Consider the following 23,923-nt stretch of genomic DNA (forward strand, 5'->3'; position numbering starts at 1 on the left):
CAGGTAAGTCATCGGGCCCAGGAACCTCCTTCCGAGTTCCTCCCGGCTGAACCGGGGATACAAACAGAGCGCCTCGTGGCGCACAGACTGCGTTCCACCACCCAGCGTCTCGCAGCACCACGAACCCTGACATGTCGTCCGAGCGTTTCACGATCTGCCGCGTGATCTGCAGTTTCTCCTTCGCTCAGGTGGGGGCGGCTTCACCGTCACCCTCGTACCCTGACGGCAGAGCACCGATCGACCCGCCGGCACCTCGCCCACGGGCTGATAACGCGCGCCTTCCGGTTCCTCCATTTTCGGATGAGGGCAAGTCGGGATTTTCTCCTCGGATTGTTCGAGAACCAACCGGGAACCAACCGAGCAATCGACCACCAGCGCAGGGTGGTACTGCTGGTCCTATCTACGCGTCTGGCGGTGGTCGCCTCTGGAAGCGGATCATCATTCGTGGGAGGCGACCCCGCCGAAGGTCGCCGACCACGGCCGTCCGGGCCCTGGGTCCAGCATGGGCAGGGCACACCACCCGACCGGCAGGCCACCCGACCTCGTCTCGCACCGGAGAAGTGATGGCTGACACCGCGAGATCCGCACGAATCACGGCCAGCTGGGCGGGGGTTTTGCCGGGGCCGCCGCGGTAATGCTGCTGCACACTGTCGGAACACGCTCGGGCGCCGGCCGAGTGCATCCGGTGATGTACCTGGCCGATCATGACCGCTATCTGCTCTTCGCATCAAAGGCCGGCTCCGACCGTAATCCGGACCCGTACTACAACCTGCTCGCGTATCCCGAGGTCCGCATCGAGGTGGGTGACGACGTGGTCGCCGTACGGGCCGTGGAGTTGAGTGGCGCCGAGCGCGACGCCGCGTTCACGGAGCAGGCCCGCCGTCATCCCGGTTTCGCCGGATACCAGCGCAAGACGCATCGGGTGATCTCTGCCGTCACGCTCATCCCCACGGGTGGTGAGGGCGGCCCAGCACCCGCCGACCGCACAGAAGGGACATCGTCGTGAGCATGGCCTACCTCGCGCAGCCTGATCAGCAGCAGAAGCTCGAATGGCTCGACGGCGGTCAGTTCGCCGTGCTCCTGGACAGCGCGGCCACCGACGGACAGCTGACCGTCGGACGGTTCAGCGTGGCCAAGGGGGAGGCGCCTCCGTACCACGTGCACACCCGTGAGGACGAGATCTTCATGCTGATCAAGGGCACCGCGCTGCTGTGGTCGGACGACCAGGAGATGGAACTGTCGGAGGGCGGCATCGTCTACCTGCCCAAGAACGTCCCCCACGGCTACCGGATCACCTCCGACACCGCAGACCTGCTGATGATCTGCACCCCCGGCGGCATCGAAGGCATGTTCCGGCACGCCGGGCGCGACATATCGACCGCACGGCCCGAGGGGTTCGAGATAACCGAAGACCGGATGGCCGAGGCCGCCGACATGTACGGCCAGATCATCCTCGGCCCGCCGCGCTGAGTGCCGGCCCACCCACCGCTCCACCCATCCCGAACGAACCGCACGAAAGGCACAGCCATGTCCGGGCAGCAACGCCGCGACCTCGACGAGATGCTTCGGCATGCTCCGCTCGACGTCGGAGGCGACGTGGCCGAAGCACGCGCCGTCTTCCACGAGATGATGACCTCGATTCCACTGCCTCCCGATGTCACGACCACCCCCGGGCAGCTCGGCGGCATCCCCGTCGTCACCGTCGACACTCCCGGAAGCGATCCGGCCGACGTGCTGCTGTACTTCCACGGCGGCGCGTATGCCATCGGCTCGGCGTCTGACGCGGCGGGTCTGGCCGCCGATGTGTCCCGGCGCTGCGGCGCCCGTGCCGTCTGCATCGACTACCGGCTGGCTCCCGAGAACCCGTTTCCCGCGGCCGTCGACGACGCCGTGGCCGCGTACGGCGCGCTGCTCGACCAGGGCATCCCCAGCGACCGGATCGCCTTTGTCGGTGAGTCCGCGGGCGGCGGTCTGACCGTCGCGACGCTGGTCGCCCTCAGGGACGCGGGCCTGCCGCGGCCCTCGTCCGCCACGGTGTTCTCGCCCTGGGCGGACCTCACGGTGTCCGGCGCCAGCGCGACCGGCAAGGCCCACCTCGACCCCGCACTGACCCCGCAGGCCCTGCGCACCCGCGCCCGCGACTACCTCGGCCGGACGGCCGGCACCGAGCCACTGGCCAGTCCTGTCTTCGCCGACCTGACGGGCCTGCCACCGCTGCTCGTTCAGGTGGGCTCGCACGAGATCCTGCTGGACGACGCCGTAAGACTGGCCGCCCGCGCCGCCGACCACGACGTTCACGTCGAACTCCAGGTCTGGCCCCAAGTCCCGCACGTCTTCCAGGCGTTCGCCGTGATGCTCGACGAGGCGGGCGAGGCACTGCAGTCCGCCGCCGCCTTCGTCCGGGCCCACTGGGCCACCGCCAAGAGCCCCACCGAGGCCGCGCCGGTCGCCTCGCTCCAGTCGTGACCGCGACCGTCTTCCGCGCTCCGGAAAGGCCTGGAAAGGAACCATTATGGTCGATGTGCATGTGGCGCCCTTCGAGACCGAGGTCCGCACCCGCGCGGGAGATCTCGTCCGCGCCGATGTCTACCTCCCCGCAGAGAGTGAGGGGCCGTTCCCGGTCGTTCTCGGCGCCTCCCCGTACCAGAAGGCGCTGCGCCATCTGCCGGCGCACCCGGTGTTCCCGTTCATCGAGTACGGGCCCATACAGCTCTACCTCGACAACGGCTACGCCTACGTCGTCATGGACGTACCCGGAACCGGCCGCTCCTAGGGCACCTGGGACCCGGTCTCGCGCGGCGAGGGCGAGGCCATCCACGACATGATCGAGCACGTCGCTGCCCAGCCGTGGTCGACCGGTGCGATCGGCATGATCGGCATGTCCCACTACTGCTGGAGCCAGTGGAACGCCGCACGCACCCGCCCGCCGCATCTGAGGACGATCGTCGCGTACGACGGCGCCACCGACATGTACCGCGACTGGATGTACCACGGGGGCATCCCGATCCAGGGCTTCCTGAGCACCTGGCTGTTCGGCTCGGTGCTGGTCCAGCACGAGATCGAGGGCATCGGCTTCCGCGTCGACGGCAAGCAGGACTTCGTCTACGACATCCTCTCCCACCCCCTGGACGACGAGTGGCATCGTCGGCGCTCGCCGTTCTGGGAGTTGCCGCAGATCGACATCCCCGTGTTCTCCATCGGCGTGTGGGGGAAGGCTGCGCTGCACCTGCGTGGCAACTTCTACGGTTTCGAGCGCGTACGGGGGCCCAAGAAGCTGCTGGTCACGCATCCTGGCAGCTTCGCCGCCGCGCAGAGGTACTACTTCGACGAGGACTTCCACCGCACTGAGTTGCTGCCCTGGTACGACCATCACCTCAAGGGCGCCGACAACGGTGTGATGGAAAAGCCCGACGTCCGTTTCTACGTCAACGGCGAGGACGCCTACCACTCGGCGCCCTCCTGGCCGCCACCGGACGTGCGCACCAGTACCTTCTACCTCGCCGGGGAGCACAGCGGTGCCGTCGTCTCCCTCAACGACGGAACGCTCAGCGAGGCCAAGCCGGTGGCGGACGAGGCGTCCACCTCCTGGTGCTACCCGGATCCCGAGTGGATGGCCGGCGTCACCGTCTTCGACAGACACGGCGTCCCCGACCACGTCGCGCGGGTCAACACCTTCACCACCGCTCCCATGGACAAGGACCGCGAGTTCACCGGCCATGCCACGCTGACGCTGCACGCCTCCTCGGACCAGACCGACATGGACGTCTTCGTCAAGCTCTCCCTCGTCTCCGGTGACTCCGGCGCGGGGCTGCCGATCAAGGTCAGCCAGGGCTGGCTGCGTGCCTCCCACCGCGCCGAGGACCCCGAACTCACCAGTGACATGCGTCCGTTCCACCTGCACAACGGCGAGGATCCGCTGGAGCCCGGCAAGGTCTATGAACTCCACGTCGAACTGCTGCCCCTGTCGTTCCTGGCCTGCGAGGGCGACCGCATCCGCCTGGAGATCACGAACCAGGACTCGCTGATCACCGACGCGCCCATGACCCACTTCTACGGCCAGAAAGCCGGTACCGACACCTATCACCACGACCGGCTCCGCCCCTCGGCGCTGCATCTGCACGAGCGCCCGCGCCCCTAACGGTTTTACCCAGATACGGGAAAGGAGGTCTGCCGCGGGCGGGGCACCTGAACGATGATGACCGCATGGCCATGACGAACAACTTCGGCATCGCCCTGCGAGGCTGGCGGAAGCGCATTTCGCCCTTGGCGAGCGGGCTGGAATCCGACGCCGACCGGCGCATCCCCGGTATGCGCCGCGAGGAACTGGCCCGCCTGGCCGGCCTGTCGGTCGACTACGTGGTGCGGCTCGAACAGGGCCGCGCCCGCAACCCCTCCGCCCAGGTCGTCACCGCCCTGGCCAAGGCTCTGCACCTGGACACCTCCGAGCGTGACCACCTGTTCCGCTGCGCCCACCTCGCGCCGCCCTCCAACGGCGACGTACTCCTGCACGTGCCGCCGAGCGTCCACCGGCTCGTCCAACAGCTGGGCGACGCGCCAGTCGCGGTCTACGCCGCCGACTGGACGCTGGTCAGCTGGAACCGGATGTGGACCGCCACCATCGGTGACCCCCGTACCTACGGGTGGGACCAGGGCAATCTCGTCGCGGGGATGTTCCGCTCCAGCAACGGTCACCGGGTCGATTCCATCGCCGCCTGGCCGGTACGGTCCTGGGCGGGCGACGAGCGCGAGGAGGAGTCCCTCGTCGCCGATCTGCGGGTCACGGCGGCGGCCTACCCCGACGACGCCCGGCTCGCCTCGCTCGTCGACCGGTTGCTCCGCACCAGCCCCCGCTTCGCCCACCTGTGGTCCAACGGCACCGCCGGCCTCCACACCGGCGACCGCAAGACCATCGAACATCCCAAGGTCGGCGACCTGGCCCTCGACCTCGACGTCCTCATGGTCCCCGGCTCGGATCTCCGTATCGTCGCCTACACGGCCGTCGCCGAAACCGACGACGCCGAGAAGCTGGACGCTCTGCGCGCGGACTCTCACCAGTAGTTCGTTGAACTCGTCGGTAGGTTGGGATGAAGACAGGTCGACCGGTCGTAGGACGGTGGTGAGGCAACTGCCCTTCGGGCTGGGGCGGAGGATGACCGCTCGTCGCCGGTCCGCCGTCACACCAGGCGACACCCACCCCATCGGCCCCATGAGGCCAGGCCTGATGCTCGATCAGATACTAACCGCTGCACAAGCCGCACCGGACTGCCAGGAAGGCGGCATACAGTTCGACGCCTTCGCTGCCCAGAAAGCCGACAGCCCTCTTCCCGCATGGACCATCTGGGGCGGGCACGCCGTCCAGCAGCCGGCCTGGGCACTGCAGCTGTCCGTGAACGCTCCGGCAGCCCTGGTGCAGTACATCACCTTCGAAATGGCCAAAGGCCAAGGCACTCGCCTTGTGCGACCTGCAACGCCTGACAGTCCGACGCCCCGCACCACGCCAGCACCCGCGCCGGTGGCAGCATCTCCCCCGGCCGCGCCGCTCCCCGGGCGAAGCCGGTGAGCCACTGCCCTGCAGATGACCATGTTCCGGGTGGCCTCGGCGTCCTGGCCACCGCACGAAGCCTGGCTGGACAGGCGAGGAACAACTGCCCAGATGAAGCTGCTTCTCGACCGCATCTGCCCACGATGGAGACGAGATCGGCTGTTAGGGTGAACCATCGGCATGGGCGCGGACCGATTCTCGGCGCCCCGCCTAACATTCGGGGTAGGGCTTGGCGAGGCCCTACTTGCGCAGTGGTCACCCGACGGGGCGCTGTGCGACGAGCCAACTCGGCCGGTGTCGCGTTTTAGTTCAGTTTGTGCCTCACGGATGCGCACCGCGCGACCTGGGTCGGGACAGGAACGCGGAGCGGGAAGATAACCGTGAAACGCACTCGTCTCGAACGCCGTGCTGAGAAACTCCAGGTGGCTACCGGACTGCCATGGGCGGAAGCCTTGAAGCGTGTCAGGAAGCTGGCTCCCACCGCACCCCTGATTCCCGAAGCTCAGCAAGAACAGGCGCTTCTTGAAGCGTACTTCCTGGAACAGCACGCCTGGCCGCTCATCTCCACACGGAATCCGTGGGGCATCTGCTCCACGGATCCTCGGCCGGACTCCCTGGACCTCACCTTCGAGGACGAAGACGTCAATCGCGAATTCGCGGGCGAATCGATGGCCAGGGAACTGGTCCGCCTGCTGCCTCGCATCTCTGAAGGCGAGTTGAGGGGCATTCCAGGAACCCGCTACTTCATCGAGGACAGCGCTGTCGTCCTGCGCATAGTCAATCTTGTGGGCTCCATCATTCTGGCCGGCGTCGACGTCGAGGACTGGCTCACTGCCCTCGAACTCCAGACGCGCGACTACGACTCGGACGGCACTGTCCTGTGCCAGGCCAAAGCCCCCGATCAGTGGCACAGCAGCGAAAAGCCCTACCGCAGCGCGAAAGCCCACACAGTGCACGCCCGCCGCAACCGCCTGCTCAGCGCCTCAGCCTGGATGGCCAGCAGCATGCTCCGCCGCGCGCCACTCCTGCGGACGATCGGCATCCCTCTGAGCACCACCGCCTGGAGCAACCTGGACCGGGACCGCGGAGGCCACGAGTGGATCATCGACTACATCCACGAACCGCTGGTCCAAGCGCCGTACCATCACCAAGACTTCATCAGCCTGCTGACCGACCCGGAGTACGGACCGCCGATCACGGTGACGAACCTGGACTGCGGATGTCGCCTCCCAGCCGACTACGTGTGGATGCCGGGTCTAAGCGCACAGCGCCGCCGGCCGCTGTCAACGGCCATTTGTCTTCCCCAGTGGCGGCCAGATACGTCCCCGCCGTTCTGAGGTCTCGTTCACCTCAGAGGCATCACCCCCTTGCCTGTGGTGGCCTCGGTGAGCCGGAAGGATTCACCCTGCGTGACCACGACGTGGGCGTGATGGAGGAGCCGGCCGACGGTCGCGGTGGCCAGCGTCTTCGGCATGATCTCGTCGAAGCCTGACGGATGAAGGTTGCTCGAGACGGCCAGGGCCCGGCGTTCGTAGGCGGCATCGACCAGGTGGTAGAAGCCCTCGGCGGCGTCCGGTGAGACGGGCAGGAGCCCGATGTCGTCCACGATGATCAAGTCGGTGCGGATCAGCCGGGTCATCGCTCGGGCCAGGGAGTCGTCGGCGCGATGGCGGCGGACCAGAGCCCCGAGGTCTTCGATGGTGAACCAGGCGACGGTCAGGGCCGGCTTCGACCGCGGTCTGCCCCAGTGCCTCCGTGAAGTGCGACTTCCCGGTGCCCGGGCTGCGGATGCAGAGGTTCTCCCGGCGCCCGACCCGCTCCAGCGTCTTGAGCGAGTCCTGGACCTGGCGGGTTATGGGGGACTTGGTCTCGTCCCAGTCGCCGAACGTCTTGCCTGCGGGGAACCCGGCTCGCTTGCGTCGGGTCCGCAGGTTCGCGGCATCACGTCCGGCGGCTTCCTCGGCGAGGAGGACGCGGACGACCTCGGCGGGGTCCCAGAGTTGGCCTTCGCGGTGGGGATCAGATCGCTCAACGCCCTCCGCAGGTGCGGGAGTTTGAGCCGCTTGGCCAGCTCGATGGCCTCAGCCAGCGGATCGCCGTGGGCGCCGGAGATGGTGCGGATCGGGGTGGCCATCAGTGCTCGTCCTTGTCGCTGGTGATGTCGAAGTTCGACCAGGCGGAGGTGCCCGGCTGGAGGCTGTGCTGTTCGGTGGCCCGACTGGGCTCGACCGACTCGAGTCCGGCCTGATAGCTGAGGATGGAGATCAGGTCGTTCTCCGCGAACCGCCCGGCGATCGCCGCGGCCCAAGGGCCCGGTCGACCTCGGCCACGGAGTGGAGCTTGGCCAGGGCGACGGCCTCGGCCATCTTCGGCTTCAGGCGTCGGGCTCCCGCGGCCGCAGCCTCGATCAGCCAGGAGGCGGCGCCGGGACCCAGGGCGAGGAACGCGGCCTCTTCCGCGGTGTTCGCCCGCGGGGTGCGGTCGGCTTCCTTGTTCTCCCGGGGGGCGGGTAGTGCTCGGCCTTGATCGACGGATGGCCCGGGGCCGAGCGGTCGTGCCGGGCGACCTCGGCGGGCCCGTCCCTGCTGGGGCTGGCCACGCGCCTGGACCGCTCCCCGAGCCGCCTCGTCACCTGGTGCGGACTCGCCGGACGGTACGGCCGCATCGTTATCGGTCTGCTGGAGGAACTGCCCGGCACTTTCTGGGCCGGCCCACGGATGGACAGGAAGAGGCGCAGGCCGGCGATGATGGCGGCTTGGCGGATCGCTTGCTTACTGCATCCGGAATCCTGCGGGGCCGCGTACCGCGGCGGTGGCGAGTTCCTTGACCCGGGCGCGGGGTACGGGCACGCCGGGCGCCTGCTGGGCCCAGGCCACGACGTCCTGCACGTCGGTGAAGTCGGCCGGTGGCCGTCCCAGGTACGGGATGGCGTAGAGCGGGGTGTTGGGTTCGCTGCGCCAGCTGTCGGCCAGTGTGCCCAGGTCCACCGTGTCGAAGCCGAGGATGTCGAGCAGGTCGGCCACCTCCTTCTTGGCATCCGGGTCGTCGCCGGACAGAGGCAGTGCGGTGCGGTCGGGGGCTCCGGCGGGGCGGAACAGGTTCAGCAGCTGGGTGGGGCCGATGTTGTGCAGGGCCTTGACGACCCGGGCGCCGGCGAGGTGGCGCTGCACCAGTTCGCTGGAGGTCAGTTCGTTGCGGTCGAGCTCCTGGGAGCCCCAGTGGGGCGTCGGTGCGTAGTTCATGGGGTCGATCACGGTCTTGCCGGCGAGCTCCGCGCGGGGCAGCCGTGTGTGGGCGGACAGCGGCACCGATGCGAGGACCAGGTCACCGGTGCCGGCCGCTTGGGCCGGGGTGGCGGCGCGGGCCCGCGGGCCGAGCTCGGTGACGAGACGGGTCAGCGTCTCGGGGCCGCGCGAGTTGCTCAGGACGACGTCCAGGCCGGCGTCGACGGCGCGGCGGGCGAGCCCGGAGCCGACCCTGCCGGTGCCGATGATGCTGAGGGTTGTGCTGCTCACTCGTGTTCTCCGTTCGGATCTCCCGCGTGGCGGGTCCCAAGGGTGGGACCGCTCCGGCGGGCTGGTATCCATCACAACCGGAGTGACCTTGGCGAACAATGACCGGAATCCCTCACCAGCGATCACATCCTGTGATAGATCAGGAGGGTGGAACTCAGGGCGCTGCAGTATTTCGTGACCGTCGCGGAGGAGCTGCACTTCGGGCGGGCGGCGCAACGGCTGAGCATCGTGCAGCCGGCGGTGAGCCAGCAGATCTCCCGGCTCGAACGTGAGCTCGGCGTACGCCTGCTGGAGCGCACCTCACGCCGGGTGCGGTTGACCCCGGCCGGTGAACGGGTTCTCGCTGCGGCCCGCGAGACCCTCGCTGCGGCGGCCCGGGTGCGGGTGGCCGCCGGACATCCGGCGGCCGTCCTGCGGATCGGGGTGGCCTCCTGCGTCACCGCGCGCCTCGAGCGGGCGGTGGGCCGCATGCGCGAGAGCGGACGCCCTGCCGAGCCGAAACTGGTCGACCTGCCGGTTACCGCCCGCCTCGACGCCGTCCGCGACGGCGAGCTGGACCTGGCGCTGGTCTGCGGAGCGGTCACCTCGCCGGCGGTGACTGCGGTGCGTGCCTGGTCCGAGCCGCTGCACGCGGTGCTCGCACGCGACCATCCCGCCGCCCGTGAGTCCGTGGTCGGCCTGCATGACCTCGATCCCCATGGCCTGCGGCTTCCCACCCGCGAGGGCGACCCGCCGATGCACGACGCGATCCTCGCCGTACTGCCCGCGGCTCCGCTGCGCCCGCCTGCCGGGGACATCCTCAACGTGTTGTTCGAGGTGGGCCAGGATCCCGGGGGCTGGACGCTGATGCCGGCCGAGCAACTCGCCGGTACCCGCACCGAGCGGCTCGTCCAGGTGCCGCTCGACCCGCCGGTGAGCGTCGACTGCCACATTGTCACATCACTGGTCACACCCGGGTCGTGCGTGGCTTCCTACGTGGCCGCGTTCGCGGATTGAACTCCCGCCCCCGGCAGGCAGGTTCCGGCCTCGAAGCGATGTGCTCCGGACAGGGCCGTGGACCCGCACGCCGTCTGGTGGCCGTCCACAGTGTGCTTCTGTCAGTTGAGTGTCGATGTCCAGTCGCGCAGGGTTTCGACGTACACCTGTGGGTTGTGTGCGTGCATGGCGTGGGCCGCGTCGGGGAATGACCGGTAGTCGCATCGCTGTCCGGCCTCGGTGATGAGTCTGCGGGCCTGGCTGGCCTGGAGGTCGGAGATGGCGCCCAGGAGGGTTCCGGTCTCCTCGTCGACGGCGCGGTAGTGGTGGGCGAGCAGCACGGGGGCCTTGACTGCGGCGAGCATGCGGGCGTGGTCGTTGGAGGCGGTGGCGGAGCCGGTCCAGAAGGCGCGGGCCCACTCGGGGTCGTACTCCTTCATGCTCTGCGGCGGCTCGTCGCCACCGAAGTAGCCACCGGAGCGACCGGACATCGCCGCCAGGCCCCGCAGCAGGGCCGGGGGCAGCTCGCGGGGCAGCGCCTTCACGAATCCCTGCCAGTCCCCGACTGACCACTGATCGCCCAGGTACTTGCTGACGAGCTGGTGCATGGGCCCGACGACCTGGCTGGTGCCCTGGCCATAAGGCGGCCGGATCTCCGCGGAGAACAGCGGCGTGTCCTCCAGGTAGGCCCCGCGGATCATCCCGGGCGGCGCGTAGGCGGACAGCCACGCGGCGATCAGGCCACCGGAGGAGTTGCCGGCGACGACGACCGGGCGCCGGACGCGTCCGGTGATGAACCGGACCAGGTCGTTGCCCATGTTGTCGACCGTGTAGCGGCCCGGGGTCCAGGTCGAGCGTCCCTGGCCGCGCAGGTCCACGGCGAAGACCTCGAAGTCGTCGGCCAGCAGCGTCATGGCTGCCTCGTAGCTCCACCAGGAGGTGCCCTGGGGCGGGATGAGCACCAGGGCCGGGTGGTCGGCGGAGCCGGTCGTGGCGTGGTTGAGGGCCACCTCGCCGGTGTCGAACCTCGCCTCCGGGTAGGCGTGCGGGATGTACGTGGTGTCGGGGCTGTCGGGTCCGTAGTGCGGCATCGATCTTTCCCTTCTGATGGTGGTGCCGGGTCGGGGCGGGTCATCAGCCGAAGTAGCGGCCCTGGTCCAGGTCCGAGAGGAGCCCGGGGTGGACGGGCTGCCAGTCGAGCAGCTCGCGGGTCAGCGCGTTCGAGGCCCGCATGTCGTTGCCGAGGATGCGGGCCAGGAAGCCGAAGTGGGCGGCGGCGTCCTCGGCCGCGACGGCCTTCACCGGGACGTCCAGGTGGCGGCCGATGGCCTCGGCGATCGCCCGCAGCGGTACGCCCTCCTCGCCGACGCCGTGCAGGACCGTTCCCGCCGGGGCATTCTCCAGCGCGAGGCGGAACAGGCGTGCGGCATCGAGCCGGTGGACCGAGGGCCAGCGGTTGGCCCCGTCGCCGAGGTAGCCGGAGAAACCCTTGTCGCGGGCGGTGCCGATCAGTTGCTGGACCAAGCCGCAGGTGTCCGCGTCGTGGACGGTCGGGGCGAGCCGGACGATGGACGAGCGTACGCCGCGCTCCGCCTGTGCGAGTGCGGCCCGGGCGCCGGCGATGCGGGGGCTGCCGGAGGCGGGCGGAGTGTCCCGCTCGGTGCCCACCGGTCCGCCGGAGGCGATGACCAGGGGCCGGTCGCTGCCGGCGAGGGCGTCGCCGAAGGCTTCGACGGCGTCCGACTCGGCGCGCGCCGCCGCCTCGTGCTGAGCGAAGTCGTGGCCGAAGGCGAGGTGGATGACCCCGTCGCACTCGGCCGCGGCGGTACGCAGGATGTCGAGGTCCCCGATCGTCCCGCGGACGGCCTCGGCTCCGGCGGCGGTGAGGGCGGCCGCCGAGGCGTCGGAGCGGGCGAGCCCGAGGACCTGGTGGCCGGCGCCGATGAGCTCGGCGGTGACGGCGGAGCCGATGAAACCGGTTGCGCCGGTGACGAGAACACGCATGGCGATGCACTCCTTGGAAGCAGGTGACATTGGCCCGAGCGGGCGCTGGTGCCGCGCTCTGGCCGGTGATCCCACTGTGGGTCCGGCCGTACGTGCCGGTCCAATGAATGTTTCGCAGGAAGCGATACGTCGCGCGTATCGCACCTGCTCAGGGCGCCATGACAGTGATGGCAGGTAGGTCAGGTCGGCTGTCGCGGGGGCTACGCTGAGGACGTGCCTGATTCCTCGCAGTCCCCGGCCGCAGCTTTCGATCTGCGCCTGGCGTGGTGCTTCACGGTGGTGGCCGAGCACCGGCATTTCGGCCGGGCCGCCGAGGCCCTGCACACCACCCAGCCGTCTCTGAGCCGCCAGATCCGCCGCCTCGAACAGCAGCTCGGCGTGAGCCTGTTCGAGCGTGCGCCGCAGGGCAACCACCTCACCGAAGCCGGCGAGGTCTTCCTGCCTCTGGCCACGGAACTGCTGCGCGCCGCCGACCGCGCTGCGGCTGGCGCGCGGGCCGCCGCCCGACCCGGCCGCATCACCATCGGCCACACACCCGGCATCATCGTCACCCCCGCCGTGCGCGAACTACGTCGCCGGCACCCCGACGCCGAGGTACGAACCAAGCAACTGACACCGGACGAGCCGCGTCCAGCCCTGCTGGACCACCGCGTCGACGCCGTCGTCGCCCGCCTGCCGTTCCCCACCGACGGGCTCGACGTGACGCCCCTGTACGACGAGCCCCGGGTGCTGGTGGTGCCGCTGGACCACCTGCTGGCCGGCCGGGCGTCGGTCACCCTCGCCGACATCGCCGACGAGCCCCTGCCCAAGGTGCGCGGAGCCGACCCGCTGGCGAGCGCCTTCTGGCGCATCGACCCCCGGCCCGACGGCCGCCCCGCCCCCGACGGACCGCTGATCGACGCCGCAGCGGACCAGTTCGAACTCATCGCCGGCGGACAGGCCGTGACGATCTCCGTCCCCAGCCACACCCTGCGTCCCGACCTCACCACGGTCCCGCTCGAAGGTGTCGAACCCAGCCACGTGGTGCTGGCCACCCGCGCAGGCGACCGAAACCGACTGGTGACGGCCTTCCGTACCTACGCCACCAGCGCCCTCGGCCGGTGAGATCGCCCCGGGTCGGGGTTCCGCAGAGTAGCGGTTGCGCAGTTGCGCAGGGGTTCGGCGATCATGCTTGCCGTTCTGCAGTTGCCTGCAGGGCATTCGGTGCCTTCTGCCCCGTCGTTTTCCGCATGGCTTTGTTCACGAGAACGGGTTCTCGTGAACAAAGCCATGGCACAGGTCATGCTCCCCGCCTGGGGGTTGCTCCAGGAGTTGGGTGACGTCGTTGCGGTTGCCGCCGGTCAGCGACACCGCGAGCGGGACGCTCTGGCCGTCGGTGACGACGTGGTTCTTGCTGCCCGGCCGTGCGCGGTCGACCGGGCTGGGACCGCTTTTGGGCCCCTGCGGGCCGCCCGCACATGGGAGGAGTCGATCACTGCCCGGGACCAGTCCAGCTTCCTCGCCGACCGCAGCTTCTTCAACAGCAGCACATGCAGCTGGTCCCACACCCCGGCCTCGTTCCACGCGGCCAGCCGCGGCCAGCAGGTCATGCCCGAACCGCAGCCCAGTTCCTGGGGCAGGTACTCCCACTGGATGCCGGTGTGCAGCACGAACAGGATCCCGCACAACGCCTGCCGGTCCGGCATCACCCTCGGCCGTCCCTCGACCAGCTTCGGCCCCGGCTTGGGCAGCAACGGCTCGATCAACGCCTCTCATTGTCTACGCGGCGTTGAGCGGCGCTCGGCCTCCGGCACGGCCTGGTCACCTGCGGACCAGAGCGCGCGCCGGTCCGGTCTTCACCCCAGGTGAGCCGTTTGCGGAGGCGTGGCCACAGCGGACACCACACGCCGACGGCTGAAAACCCGGGCCACATGCAATCTTCTTTACCCCGAAGCCGATTCGGGCGCAGCCGCGGCGACGCCCGAATCGGCTTCGAGGATGTGAGGATGTCGAAAATTGGCGACGAGGTGCCGCTGGGGCTCAGTCCCCCATGGCCTTGATGAGGCTCTTGGGCCGCATGTCGGTCCAGTTCTCGTTGACGTACGTCAGGCAGGCGTCGCGGGCGTCCGGTCCGTGCACCAAGTGCCAGCCATCAGGTACGTCACTGAAGGTGGGCCACAGACTGTGCTGCCCTTCGTCGTTGACGAGCACTATGAACTCGGCGTCCGGATCGTCGAAAGGATTCATGTCGGTCTCCCCAAGTCGTTTGGTGTGTGTCTCGGTAGCGCGTCCTGTGTGCCAGTGGTCTACACCATAAGGAGGCGTACTGGCGGAATACGGGTCGGCGGTTCAGTCGCAGATCAACTTGGACAGCAGTGCGGCCCTGTCCTGAACGAAGTAGTGGCCCGCGCCTTCGATGACCTGGAGCGACACCTTCTGTGAATAGTGCTCCCAGCCGCGGTAGCCGGTCTCGTAGCCCTCCGTTTCCGTGTCCTGGTCGCCGATGATCACGTGGATAGGCGTCCGCAGCCGGTTCCACCCCTCCGCTGTGGCGATCACGAACCGGATGGATTCGGTCATGTCATGGCGGACGGCGCGCAGGACGTGCCGCAGGTCTACTTCGTCGAGTGCTCCGCCGAATCCTCCCAACGAGGCCAGGCGGCGATGCAATTGCTCGTCCGTGCTAGAGAGCGCGGATTCGAGGGTGCCTGGGGGGGTGGAATACGGCGGGAAGGCCGCTCCGAGGTGGACCCTCGTCGGGGGCAGGCCGCAGTCTTCCAAGCCTCGCGCAACCTGCACCGTCAGGAAGGTGCCAGCACAGTGCCCGTACAGACTGAAAGGGCCCTGAACTGAGGCGGCGATTTCCTCGACCAGTCGTTCCTGGCACTCCCCCCAGTCCATGACGGGCTGGTCGGGCAACGTCGGGTCGTGGCCCGGCAGGGCCACGGACCACAGATCGAAGTCTCGCGGCAAGTGTCCGGCAAGTGGCTGGTACGCGGTGGCGCTGCCACCGCCGTACGGAATGCAGACGAGGGTGTGCCGAGGATGGTCGTCCGCCGGTCGGCCTCGGGTGAGCTGGTGCAGCCAGCGGTGCGGCGCGCCGTCGTGGGGGTTTGCCGCGAGGTGCTTGGCTAGGGCCCGCGGTGTCGGGTTTTGGAACACCGCGACTACGGAAAGCCCATGGCCTACGGCGCGGGCGAGTGCCACCGCTTTGAAGGAATCGCCGCCAATGTCGAAGAAGTTGTCTTCGACGCTGACTTCTGCGGCGCCAAGGATCTGGCTCCAGGCCCGGACAATCCGGCCTTCCAGTTGATTTGCCGGCCGGACCACAGCACCGCCCCTGCCCCTGCTGGGAGCGGCGGTGGGGGTGGGGGCGGGCAGCACATCGCGGTTCAGCTTTCCATTGCTGGTCAGGGGGATGGTGTCAATCAGAACATAGGCCGTCGGGACCATATAGGCGGGAAGGAGGTTCCTCAACTCATCGCGGATCTCGGCTAGTCGGGGGGTTGCGCCGGGGGCGGGCACCACATAGGCCGTCAGTACGCTGTCACCGGCTACGTCGGCACGCACCAGCACCCGTGCCTCCGCCACATCCGCCTGCGCGATCAGTGCCGCCTCGATCTCGCCCGGCTCGATACGGAAACCGCGGAGCTTGATCTGGTTGTCTGCCCGCCCCAGATATTCCAGTTGACCGTTCCGCGTCCAGCGGGCCAGGTCGCCGGATCGGTAGAGGCGGCTGCCGGGCGGGCCGAAGGGATTGGCGACGAAACGCCCAGCGGTTAGTTGGGGGCGGTTGAGGTAGCCACGGGCCAGCTGGCCGCCGGCCACGTATATCTCACCTGCGACACCGACGGGGGTTGGTCTAAGGGCACCGTCCAGAATGTGAACCTCAAGGCTGGGAAGGCCGATGCCGATGATGCTGCCGGACTTCTCCTTCACCAGGCGCTCGGTCAACGCTCGATGGCTGACGTGCACGGTGGTCTCGGTGATCCCGTACATGTTGACGAGCACTGGCGCGTCCTCGGCATGGCGCTCGTACCAGGTGCCCAGCTGGGTTAGGTCCAGTGCTTCACCGCCAAAGACCACGTAGCGGAGGGCGAGTTCGCAGCTCAGTTCCGGAGATTCCCGGTCAGCGCGCATGAGTTGAGAGAATGCGGACGGTGTCTGACTGACCACCGTAACGCGTTCCCGTACTAGTAGAGTGAGAAAGTCCTTCGGAGAGCGGCTGACTTCGTACGGGACGATCACCAGGCGACCGCCATGGAGCAGCGGGCCCCACAGCTCCCACACCGAGAAGTCGAAGGCGTACGAGTGGAACAATGTCCATACGTCGTCTTCGTGGAAGCCGAACAGATGCCGGGTGGCGGTGAACAGGCTCATGACGTTCAGGTGCGTAACGACTACGCCCTTGGGCTGGCCGGTGGATCCCGACGTATAGATCACATACGCCGCGTCGATGGCGCGGGAGGGCAACGTGCGCTCGGATGCGCCGAGATCGTGGTCTGGAAGGGCCGCGAGTTTCTCCTCCGTAGCAGGATCGGCCAGTACCACGCAGGTCGCGGAGTTGTCCGGGATCCGCTCGGCGACCACCGCCGTGGTGATGACGAACTCGGGGTGCGCGTCCTCCAGGATGTAGGTGATCCGGTCAGCGGGGACTTCTGGGTCGATCGGGATATAAGCGGCACCCGACTTCATGATTGCGAGCAGCGCGACGACCAGGTTGGTCGAGCGGGGCAGGGCCAGCGCGACGAACTGGCCAGGCCCGGAACCACGTTCCATGAGGAGGCGTGCGAGCCGGTTCGCCCGAGCGTTGAGTTCGGCATACTCAATAGTCGTGCCGTCGCAGGTCAACGCGGGCCGACGGGGGCTCCTGGCCGCTTGTGCCTCGAAGGCGTCAGCCAGCGTGACCTCAGGTACGGAATCGCTTGCGCCACCGGCTCGGGCCCACTCCGTCAACTGCCCGCATTCGGCCGGAGTGAGTAGTTCAATCTGCCCAATCCGCTGTCCGGGATCGATTGTCACCTGTTCCAGCACCTGCAGATAATGCCCAGCCATTCGCCGTACGGTGGCTTCCTCGAATAGCTCCATCGAGTACGTGATTTCCCCGTCCAGCCCGCCATCAGACCCCTCAACCAGGGCGAGCAGGAGATCGAACTTGGAGGTCACAGTATCGGTCTTCAAGGCTTCGACGGACATTCCCGGAAGTGTCCATTGGGCTTCCTTGAAATTTTGGAAGACGAAGCTGATTTGGAAGAGAGGGTTGCGGGAGAGGTCGCGTTCGGGGGCAAGTTCCTCGACGAGACGTTCGAAGGGCAGGTCTTGGTGAGCATAGGCGCCCAAGGCCGTCTCCCGGACCCTGTCCAGCAGCTCCACGAAGGTAGGATTGCGCGAGGTGTCGGTTCGCATCACCAGGGTGTTGACGAAAAAGCCGATAAGGTCTTCGAGCTCGGCCCGGGTGCGTCCGGCGATCGGCGAACCGACCGCCACGTCATCCTGTCCGCTCCATCGGGACAGCACAACCTGGAACGCGGCCAGAGCCGCCATGAACTGTGAGGAACTGCGGCCCGTCGCGATGTCGGCGAGTCGACGTGTGACCGGTACGGGAACACTAAATCTCACCGAACCGCCGACCCCCGAACGTTCCAGCGGCCTAGGCAGATCGGTCGGCAACTCGAGCGGTTGCAACCCTTCCAACTGCTTCCGCCAAAATTCCAGTTGGCGTTCAAGGACGTCGCCGGTCAACCATTTCCGTTGCCAGGCAGCGTAGTCTGCATACTGCACCGTGAGATCGTCAAGAGCCGCAGGCCGGCCTGTGACAGCGGCTTCGTAGAAGGCCCGCAATTCGCGAGTGAGGATCTCCATCGACCAGCCGTCAGCGGCGGCATGGTGCATCGCCACCAGCATCAGATGCTCATCATCGGCCAAGCGCACCACGGTCACCCGCAGCGGGTGGTCAATGGCAAGATCGAAACCGATCCTCGCGTCCTGCTCGACGGCAGCCAGCGCGATCTGATCTCGTCGAGCTGCATCCGACTCACCACTGACATCGACAAGATTTACCCTCACGCCGGGCTCCGCGTCGATAGCCTGCACCGGATGGCCATCCATCACCACGAATTGGGTCCGCATCACCTCATGCCGCTCCACCACCCCTCGAAACGCTGACTCCAACGCCTCGACATCCAATGCACCACGGATCCGAAATGTGCATGGAATGACATACTCAGAACTCTGTGGCGCCAGCTGATCAAGAAACCACAATCGCTGCTGCGCAAATGACAAAGCTGCATTCGCCGACCGGTCACGGCCAAGCAGGGCAGGCCCCCGATGGCCCGCCGAGATATCGAGTTGTGCAGCCAGAGTGGCGATTGTCGGGCTGGAGAAGACCTCCCGGATCGTGATCTCCAAGCCGAACAGTGAGCGCAGCCGAGTGATCAAAATCGTTGCGAGGAGGGAGTGCCCGCCGAGGTCGAAGAAGTTGTCGTGGATGCCTATGCGCTCCAGGCCGAGTATATCTGCCCAGACGTCGACGAGGAGTTGTTCGATTTCGGTTCGAGGTGGAGTGTAATCTTGGCCCAGATCGGATCGGTCGTGGCGGGGTTTAGGTAGGGCCTTACGGTCGATTTTTCCGTTCACGGTGAGGGGTATTTCGTTGAGGAAGACAAACCACCCCGGTGTCATGAAGTCGGGGAGGCTGCGTCGACACCATTGGCGGAGTACGGCGATATCGAGGCCAGCGTCCGTAGTGGTGATGTAGGCGGTCAGACGCTTGTCGCCGGGTGTGTCTTCGCGGGCAATGACCACGGCCTGGGCGACTTGCGGGTGGGCAGCCAAGACCGCCTCGATCTCGCCCAGCTCGATTCGGAACCCTCGGATCTTGACCTGGTCATCCACGCGGCCGAGGAACTCGAGTGTCCCGTTCGGGCTCCAGCGTGCGAGGTCCCCGGTACGGTACATCCGCTCACCCGGGGCCTGCGGATAGGGGCAGGCGATAAAGCGTTCCGCGGTCAGCCCGGCCCGGCCCAGGTACCCGCGTGCCAGCCCGGCACCCGCCACATACAACTCTCCCGCAACCCCCACCGGGAGCGGCCGCAGCCCGTCATCCAACACGAAGACCCGTGTGTTGGAAATGGGCCCGCCGATATTCACGCCCTCGCCAGGGGTCAGGGGATCTGACAGGGTCGCACACACGGTTGTCTCGGTCGGCCCGTAGCCGTTGATCAGGCATCGACCCGTGGCCCAGCGGGCCGCCAGGTCACTGGCGAGCGCCTCACCCGCGGAGACTAGGGTCGAGACCGTGCCGAGATCCTCGGGTGCCATCAGAGAGAGCACCGCCGGCGGGAGGTTCGCATGCGTGATCCCGTGGCGTGCTACCAGCCGGGGCAGCTGCGCGCCGAGCAGGTTTTCGGCTGGGGCCAGGACCAGGCACGCACCCGCGCATAAAGCCATCAGTAACTCCCAGACCGCCGCATCGAAGCCTGCCGAGGCGAATTGCAGCACGCGGCTGGAGGTGTCCACCGCGAAGTGCTCGGCCTGAACAGCAACCAGGTTCACCGCACCGCCATGCGAGACCACCACGCCCTTGGGCCGGCCTGTCGAACCAGAGGTGTAGATCACGTAGGCCGTGTTCGCCGGTGCTAGTGCCCGCCGGCCGCCCGGCCCGGCCACCGGTTCGCTCGGGGACACGGCCAGGTGCGGATCATCGATGAGCGTGACCGCAGCGCCTCCCGGTACCAATCCCACCGTGTGCGAGGCGGCCAGCACCATCACGGGTTCGGCGTCATCGAGCATGTAGGCGATCCGCTCGGCGGGAATGACCGGGTCGATGGGCAGATAGGCCGCACCGGCCTTCCACACAGCCAACAGGGCGACCACGAGGTCGATGCCGCGTTCCATCATCACCGCGACCAGGGCCTCCGGACCGACACCCTGGGCAGTCAGGTGGCGGGCGATCTGATCTGAGCGCGCATCAAGCTGCGCGTAGGTCAGCTTCGTCTCTCCGTACACCAAGGCAGTCGCCTCGGGGGTGCGGGCTGCCTGGGCGGAGAACAATTCCGGCAAGGTAGCCGAGGGTAGAGGGCGGGTGGTGTCGTTCCAGGCGTGCACGGGATCGGCTGCGGGATCGCTCGACAGAACGTCGGTGCCGAGATGGGTGTCAGACATGACAGCTGGAACCCTTCAGTGCTCACATGAGGCGGAAGCGTGGAAAAGCAAGCGCACTGTCTCTGTCTCCGCGTTGCAACATCGTTGTCTGCATTGATCACCCTAGCCTCGACCTTTCGCGAGGGTCCGCCGACGGAGTCGGTGGACCCTTTCGCCATCAGGAGTTGATGATGGGCTGGCCGACGGTCCGGCAGTCGCGTCTGGTGGGCGCCGGGTTCCACTGCCCGGGGCGGGTGATGTTGTCGTCGGGACGGTGGAAGGTTGCTGGTCAGCCCGGGTTGGACAGGAGCGAGAGCCTCTCGAGGGCGGCGGTGATCTCGCCGGTCAAGGGCCGGTGCTGGGCGAGGCGGAGAATCCTACGTCGGCCGGCGGCGACGAGTTGCGCGGCCGCAGAGAGCAGGCGGAATCACAGGCGGCGGGGCTTACGGCCCTCCTTCACGCGAGCTAAACCGGTCAGTTCGCAGTTGAGCTGAGCGAGGATTCCCTCGTCGCGCCAGGCGGCGTAGTAGGCGTAGACGGTGCCGTGGTTCGGGAAGTCGTGCGGGAGGTATTTTCAGGGGATTCCGGTGCGGTTGACGTAGAGAATCGCGTTGAACACGTCGCGGAGGTCGACCTTGGCTGGCTGGCCGGTGGGCCTGCGGTCGAGCCGGGCTTTTCTCCAGGCCGTCAACACCGGCTCGATCAGGGCCCATCGGGCGTCGGACAGGTCGCTTGGGTGCGGATTGCGCTGGCTCACGACACAGCGTGATCACGCACGAGGCGAAATGATCTACTCCCTCGCGGGTCCGGCGTTTCTGTAATGTTCCTAAATCAGACGGACTCCGAGCGATAGAAGCGAGCCAAACGGGCGCACAGGCCGACGTCGCAGGAGGCGCAGACAATCATCTACGGCATGTAGCTGTGCAAAAGGGGTGCACGGCATAAGTGAGTTACCAACACGCGGCATGTCTGAACGCCCACTCAGACCAGTGCGGACTTCTTTCCCACTAGCTGCCAGAGCAGGCTGCCCGCAAACGGCAGTGCGAAGATCACTACAACCCACACTGCTTTGGCGAACAAGCGCAGCCTCGAAGTCACCGCGGCCCGCAGCGCACTGACGATGAATATGCAATAGGCGACGAACAGCACGATCATTACGAGCGCGGCGATGGAGTGCATGCTGACAGCGTGTCCCTCTCTGTGGAGTGTCTCGCTATGTATGTCTGATTGCCGCGGCATGCGGTCGGGATCTGACACCTTCGTGTCGTCGGGTTGACGATGCCGTGGCACGGCCGGACTCCCGGTAACGAGCGGGCTGCCGACTCGGCTCTTGCTCACGGTTGCCGCCGACGCCCGCTCGGGGCGGCAACGAGAAACCGATCGCGCCGAGGCGCTGGGTGGATCCGGCTGCTTCCATGCTGTGCGATCAGCGCCGGTGGGACGTCACCTTTTCCGCTGCTCCCAGTTGGACGAAAGTCGTAGGCGGGCTGACCGATCGCGTGACGTGGCGGCCCGCGGGTCCGGCGGAGGCTTGCGGGGTTCGTCGGGGTGGGCGTACTGACAATCCGCCCGCCGCGTCCGCTGCTTTCTGGTGAGGAGAGCGGTGATCACTGTTCAGGGACTCGGCAAGCGCTACGGGGAGGCGGTCGCCGTCGACTGCCTCTCCTTCACCGCGCGGCCCGGTGCCATCACAGGGTTCCTCGGCCCCAACGGCGCTGGTAAGTCCACCACCATGAGGCTGATGCTCGGGCTGGAGCACGGCGCGGGCCGGACCACCTTCGGCGGCCGTACCTATCGTGAACTGGCCGACCCGGTGGGAGTGCTGCTCGATCCCGGGTCGGTGCATCCCGCCCGCAGCGCGTATCACCATCTGCGGATGGTGGCGTCCGGACCGGAATCGGCGAGCGGCGGGTGCGGGAGGTGCTGTCGCTGGTTGGCCTGGACCACGTCCGCCGCCGCCGGGCCGGCGGCTTCAGCCTCGGCATGCGCCAGCGGCTGGGGCTGGCCACCGCCCTGCTCGGCGACCCGAGTACCTCGTTCTGGACGAACCGGTGAACGGCCTCTACCCGGAGGGGGTGCACTGGACCCGGGCCCTGCTGCGGGACCTGGCCGAGGAGGGCCGTACCGTCTTCGCCTCCTCTCATCTGCTGTCTGAAATGGCCCTGACCGCCGACGACTTGGTGGTGATCGGCCGGGGCAGGCTGATCGCGGCCCAGTCGGTACGGGAGTTCATCGCCGCGTACACCCGCTCGGAGGTGGTGGTGCGCACATCAGATACCGAAGCCCTGCAGGCGGGGCTGGGCGCGGAGGGCGCGACCGCTCGCCGGGAGGGACCGGACACGGTCGTCGTCGACGGCCTGGACGCCGACCGGGTGGGGGAGGTCGCGGCCCGTGCCGGAGTACGGGTGCGTGAGCTGCACACCCGCGAGAGCAGTCTGGAAGAGGCATTCCTTGCCGCCACCGCCGACGGCGGCCAGTACAGCGCCGGGCAGCGCAAACTCGAGAGGAAGGCGGCGGCATGAGCGCCAGCGTGTCCAGCTCTCCGGGCCCCGTCCTCCCGGCCCTCCGCTACACCTGGGCGGGATTACGCACCCTGCGGTCGACCTGGGTGCTGAGCGGTCTTGTGGTCCCGCTCCAGCTCTGCTTCGCCCTGGCCGACGGCCGGACCGGCTCCACCGGCACCGAGCAATTCATCAAGGGCCTGTCCCTGATGCCCCTGCTCACAGCGGTGCTGATCACGGCCCTCGGGGTGAACACCTTCGGTATGGAATACCGCCACCGGACAATCACCACAACGGTGCTCACCCTCCGCTCCCCGGCCTGGATCGTGGCCGCGAAGGCACTGGCGGTGGCCGCCGTGGGCGCGGGGACCGCCGGGGTCGCCGCCGCAGTGGACTACCTGGGCGTGCTGACCATCGGCCGGACTGCTCCCGACCCGGGTCGGGAGCTGGCAGCGGCGGGCGCTACCGTCCTGTATGTCACGCTGACCGGGCTGGTGGGCTTGGCGGTCGCCGGGCTGACCAGGAGCGCGGTTGCCGCGCTGTGCATCGCTGTGCTGTGGCCGGCGGTGCTGGAGCCGCTGCTGGTGGCCGCCCTCCGCCTCGATCCACGGGTGGTACCGTTCACCGCGGCCAAGCGGCTGGCCGAAGCGCGGGCAGGCGAGCACGGCTACGAGGCTCTGCCGCTGGTGGCACTGACGGCTCTGCTGCTGACCGGAAGCGCGTTGGCCCTTGCCCGGCGGGACGTTTGATCGGAGGGGGAAGCCGAGGCGGAAGGGACGGGTACATGGAGAGTCCGGGAGCGTCGCCGGGCGCTGCCCCGACCCGGACCCGCGGGTGGCTGGGCTGGTGGGGCGGCAGGTTCCGGTCGCTCTGCTTCGACCTGCTGGTCACCGTCATGGTCCTGGAGGGCGTATTCGTACACCATGCGGTGTCTGCCCTGCTCGCCGTGTGTGCCGTCGTTGTCTGTGCTCCGGCGCTGCTGCTGCGCAGGCGGTTCCCGTGGCTAGCGGTCGCCGCGACGGTGACGGTGGCCTTCACCGGAGCGGTGAGCTGGATGGCCTGCGTCGCCGGGTACACGGCGGCCCGGGGCTGGGGGCCGGGCCGACGGCTCTGGATCGCGAGCGGACTTCTCAGCCTCGCGATGATCCCCGGCTACTACCGGGCGCTCGCCGGAAGATTTCAAGTCCAGTGAGACGGTCGTGACGCTATGAGGTTTGTGGTGCGGGTTCCCTGCGCTTGGCCGGGTCGTTGATCCATGCCTGCTG

At 67.8% G+C, this 23,923-nt stretch carries 15 protein-coding genes and 5 pseudogenes; 11 read left to right on the forward strand and 9 right to left on the reverse strand.

Features of this window, described 5'->3' with window-relative positions; all coding sequences use genetic code 11:
* Positions 1-580 precede the first annotated feature (580 nt).
* From ACFC8N_RS47330 to ACFC8N_RS47355, 6 genes and pseudogenes are all read left to right on the forward strand, one after another.
* Positions 581-1,006 (forward strand): nitroreductase/quinone reductase family protein, encoded by a 426-nt coding sequence (locus tag ACFC8N_RS47330; RefSeq protein ID WP_376295926.1) that lies wholly within the window; start codon positions 581-583, stop codon positions 1,004-1,006.
* A gap of 2 nt (positions 1,007-1,008) precedes the next feature.
* Entirely contained in the window at positions 1,009-1,470 is a 462-nt protein-coding gene (locus tag ACFC8N_RS47335; RefSeq protein WP_362823120.1) for a cupin domain-containing protein, read from the forward strand.
* 57 nt (positions 1,471-1,527) lie between these two features.
* The gene (locus tag ACFC8N_RS47340) at positions 1,528-2,466 is read left to right on the forward strand and encodes an alpha/beta hydrolase (protein WP_376295913.1); all 939 of its coding nucleotides are present in this window, start codon (positions 1,528-1,530) and stop codon (positions 2,464-2,466) included.
* Positions 2,467-2,512: 46 nt separating this feature from the next.
* Positions 2,513-4,138 (forward strand): annotated as a pseudogene (locus tag ACFC8N_RS47345) (CocE/NonD family hydrolase).
* A gap of 65 nt (positions 4,139-4,203) precedes the next feature.
* Entirely contained in the window at positions 4,204-5,058 is an 855-nt protein-coding gene (locus ACFC8N_RS47350) for a helix-turn-helix domain-containing protein (RefSeq protein WP_376295914.1), read from the forward strand.
* Between the two features lie 864 nt (positions 5,059-5,922).
* Positions 5,923-6,879 (forward strand): hypothetical protein, encoded by a 957-nt coding sequence (locus tag ACFC8N_RS47355; RefSeq protein WP_376295915.1) that lies wholly within the window; start codon positions 5,923-5,925, stop codon positions 6,877-6,879.
* 8 nt (positions 6,880-6,887) lie between these two features.
* Here ACFC8N_RS47355 and ACFC8N_RS47360 read toward each other — a convergent pair.
* A pseudogene (locus ACFC8N_RS47360) lies at positions 6,888-7,676 on the reverse strand (ATP-binding protein).
* 637 nt (positions 7,677-8,313) lie between these two features.
* Positions 8,314-9,129, reverse strand: a complete 816-nt coding sequence (locus ACFC8N_RS47365) for an NAD(P)-binding domain-containing protein (protein ID WP_376295916.1) — start codon at positions 9,127-9,129, stop codon at positions 8,314-8,316.
* Positions 9,130-9,204: 75 nt separating this feature from the next.
* Between ACFC8N_RS47365 and ACFC8N_RS47370 the strand changes: the two genes are divergently transcribed.
* On the forward strand, positions 9,205-10,053 hold the full coding sequence (locus ACFC8N_RS47370) for a LysR family transcriptional regulator (RefSeq protein ID WP_376295917.1): 849 nt from the start codon (positions 9,205-9,207) through the stop codon (positions 10,051-10,053).
* 101 nt (positions 10,054-10,154) lie between these two features.
* Here ACFC8N_RS47370 and ACFC8N_RS47375 read toward each other — a convergent pair whose 3' ends face one another.
* Together ACFC8N_RS47375 and ACFC8N_RS47380 are read right to left on the reverse strand one after the other, a co-directional pair.
* The gene (locus ACFC8N_RS47375) at positions 10,155-11,123 is read right to left on the reverse strand and encodes an alpha/beta fold hydrolase (protein WP_376295918.1); all 969 of its coding nucleotides are present in this window, start codon (positions 11,121-11,123) and stop codon (positions 10,155-10,157) included.
* Between the two features lie 43 nt (positions 11,124-11,166).
* On the reverse strand, positions 11,167-12,036 hold the full coding sequence (locus ACFC8N_RS47380) for an SDR family oxidoreductase (protein ID WP_376295919.1): 870 nt from the start codon (positions 12,034-12,036) through the stop codon (positions 11,167-11,169).
* A gap of 213 nt (positions 12,037-12,249) precedes the next feature.
* Here ACFC8N_RS47380 and ACFC8N_RS47385 point away from each other — a divergent pair, with 213 nt between their 5' ends.
* Positions 12,250-13,140, forward strand: a complete 891-nt coding sequence (locus ACFC8N_RS47385; protein WP_376295920.1) for a LysR family transcriptional regulator — start codon at positions 12,250-12,252, stop codon at positions 13,138-13,140.
* Positions 13,141-13,341: 201 nt separating this feature from the next.
* On the opposite strand, the pseudogene ACFC8N_RS47390 reads toward ACFC8N_RS47385, so the two are convergent.
* The 5 genes and pseudogenes from ACFC8N_RS47390 to ACFC8N_RS47410 all read right to left on the reverse strand — a co-directional run.
* A pseudogene (locus tag ACFC8N_RS47390) lies at positions 13,342-13,781 on the reverse strand (IS5 family transposase); the annotation flags it as partial.
* 274 nt (positions 13,782-14,055) lie between these two features.
* Positions 14,056-14,262: an MbtH family protein gene (locus tag ACFC8N_RS47395; protein ID WP_376295921.1), complete on the reverse strand. Its 207-nt coding sequence runs from the start codon at positions 14,260-14,262 to the stop codon at positions 14,056-14,058.
* Positions 14,263-14,364: 102 nt separating this feature from the next.
* Entirely contained in the window at positions 14,365-20,178 is a 5,814-nt protein-coding gene (locus ACFC8N_RS47400) for an amino acid adenylation domain-containing protein (protein WP_376295922.1), read from the reverse strand.
* A 418-nt stretch (positions 20,179-20,596) separates the two neighbouring features.
* Positions 20,597-20,914, reverse strand: a pseudogene (locus tag ACFC8N_RS47405) (transposase); the annotation flags it as partial.
* A 224-nt stretch (positions 20,915-21,138) separates the two neighbouring features.
* Complete coding sequence (locus ACFC8N_RS47410; protein ID WP_376295923.1) at positions 21,139-21,336, reverse strand: hypothetical protein; 198 nt, start codon at positions 21,334-21,336, stop codon at positions 21,139-21,141.
* 424 nt (positions 21,337-21,760) lie between these two features.
* Between ACFC8N_RS47410 and ACFC8N_RS47415 the strand changes: the two are divergent.
* The 3 genes and pseudogenes from ACFC8N_RS47415 to ACFC8N_RS47425 all read left to right on the forward strand — a co-directional run bounded on the left by ACFC8N_RS47415 (position 21,761) and on the right by ACFC8N_RS47425 (position 23,850).
* Positions 21,761-22,679 (forward strand): annotated as a pseudogene (locus ACFC8N_RS47415) (ATP-binding cassette domain-containing protein).
* Positions 22,676-23,407, forward strand: coding sequence for a hypothetical protein (locus ACFC8N_RS47420; protein WP_376295924.1), 732 nt, complete (start codon positions 22,676-22,678; stop codon positions 23,405-23,407). Before ACFC8N_RS47415 ends, ACFC8N_RS47420 begins: the two are co-directional and overlap by 4 nt.
* Before the next feature lie 35 nt (positions 23,408-23,442).
* Positions 23,443-23,850 carry a hypothetical protein gene (locus ACFC8N_RS47425; protein WP_376295925.1) on the forward strand — a complete coding sequence of 136 codons (408 nt, stop codon included), beginning with the start codon at positions 23,443-23,445 and terminating at the stop codon, positions 23,848-23,850.
* Positions 23,851-23,923: the final 73 nt, after the last annotated feature.

The organism is Streptomyces sp. NPDC055966, from assembly GCF_042269865.1.
In the GTDB taxonomy this organism is placed as follows: Bacteria; Actinomycetota; Actinomycetes; order Streptomycetales; family Streptomycetaceae; genus Streptomyces.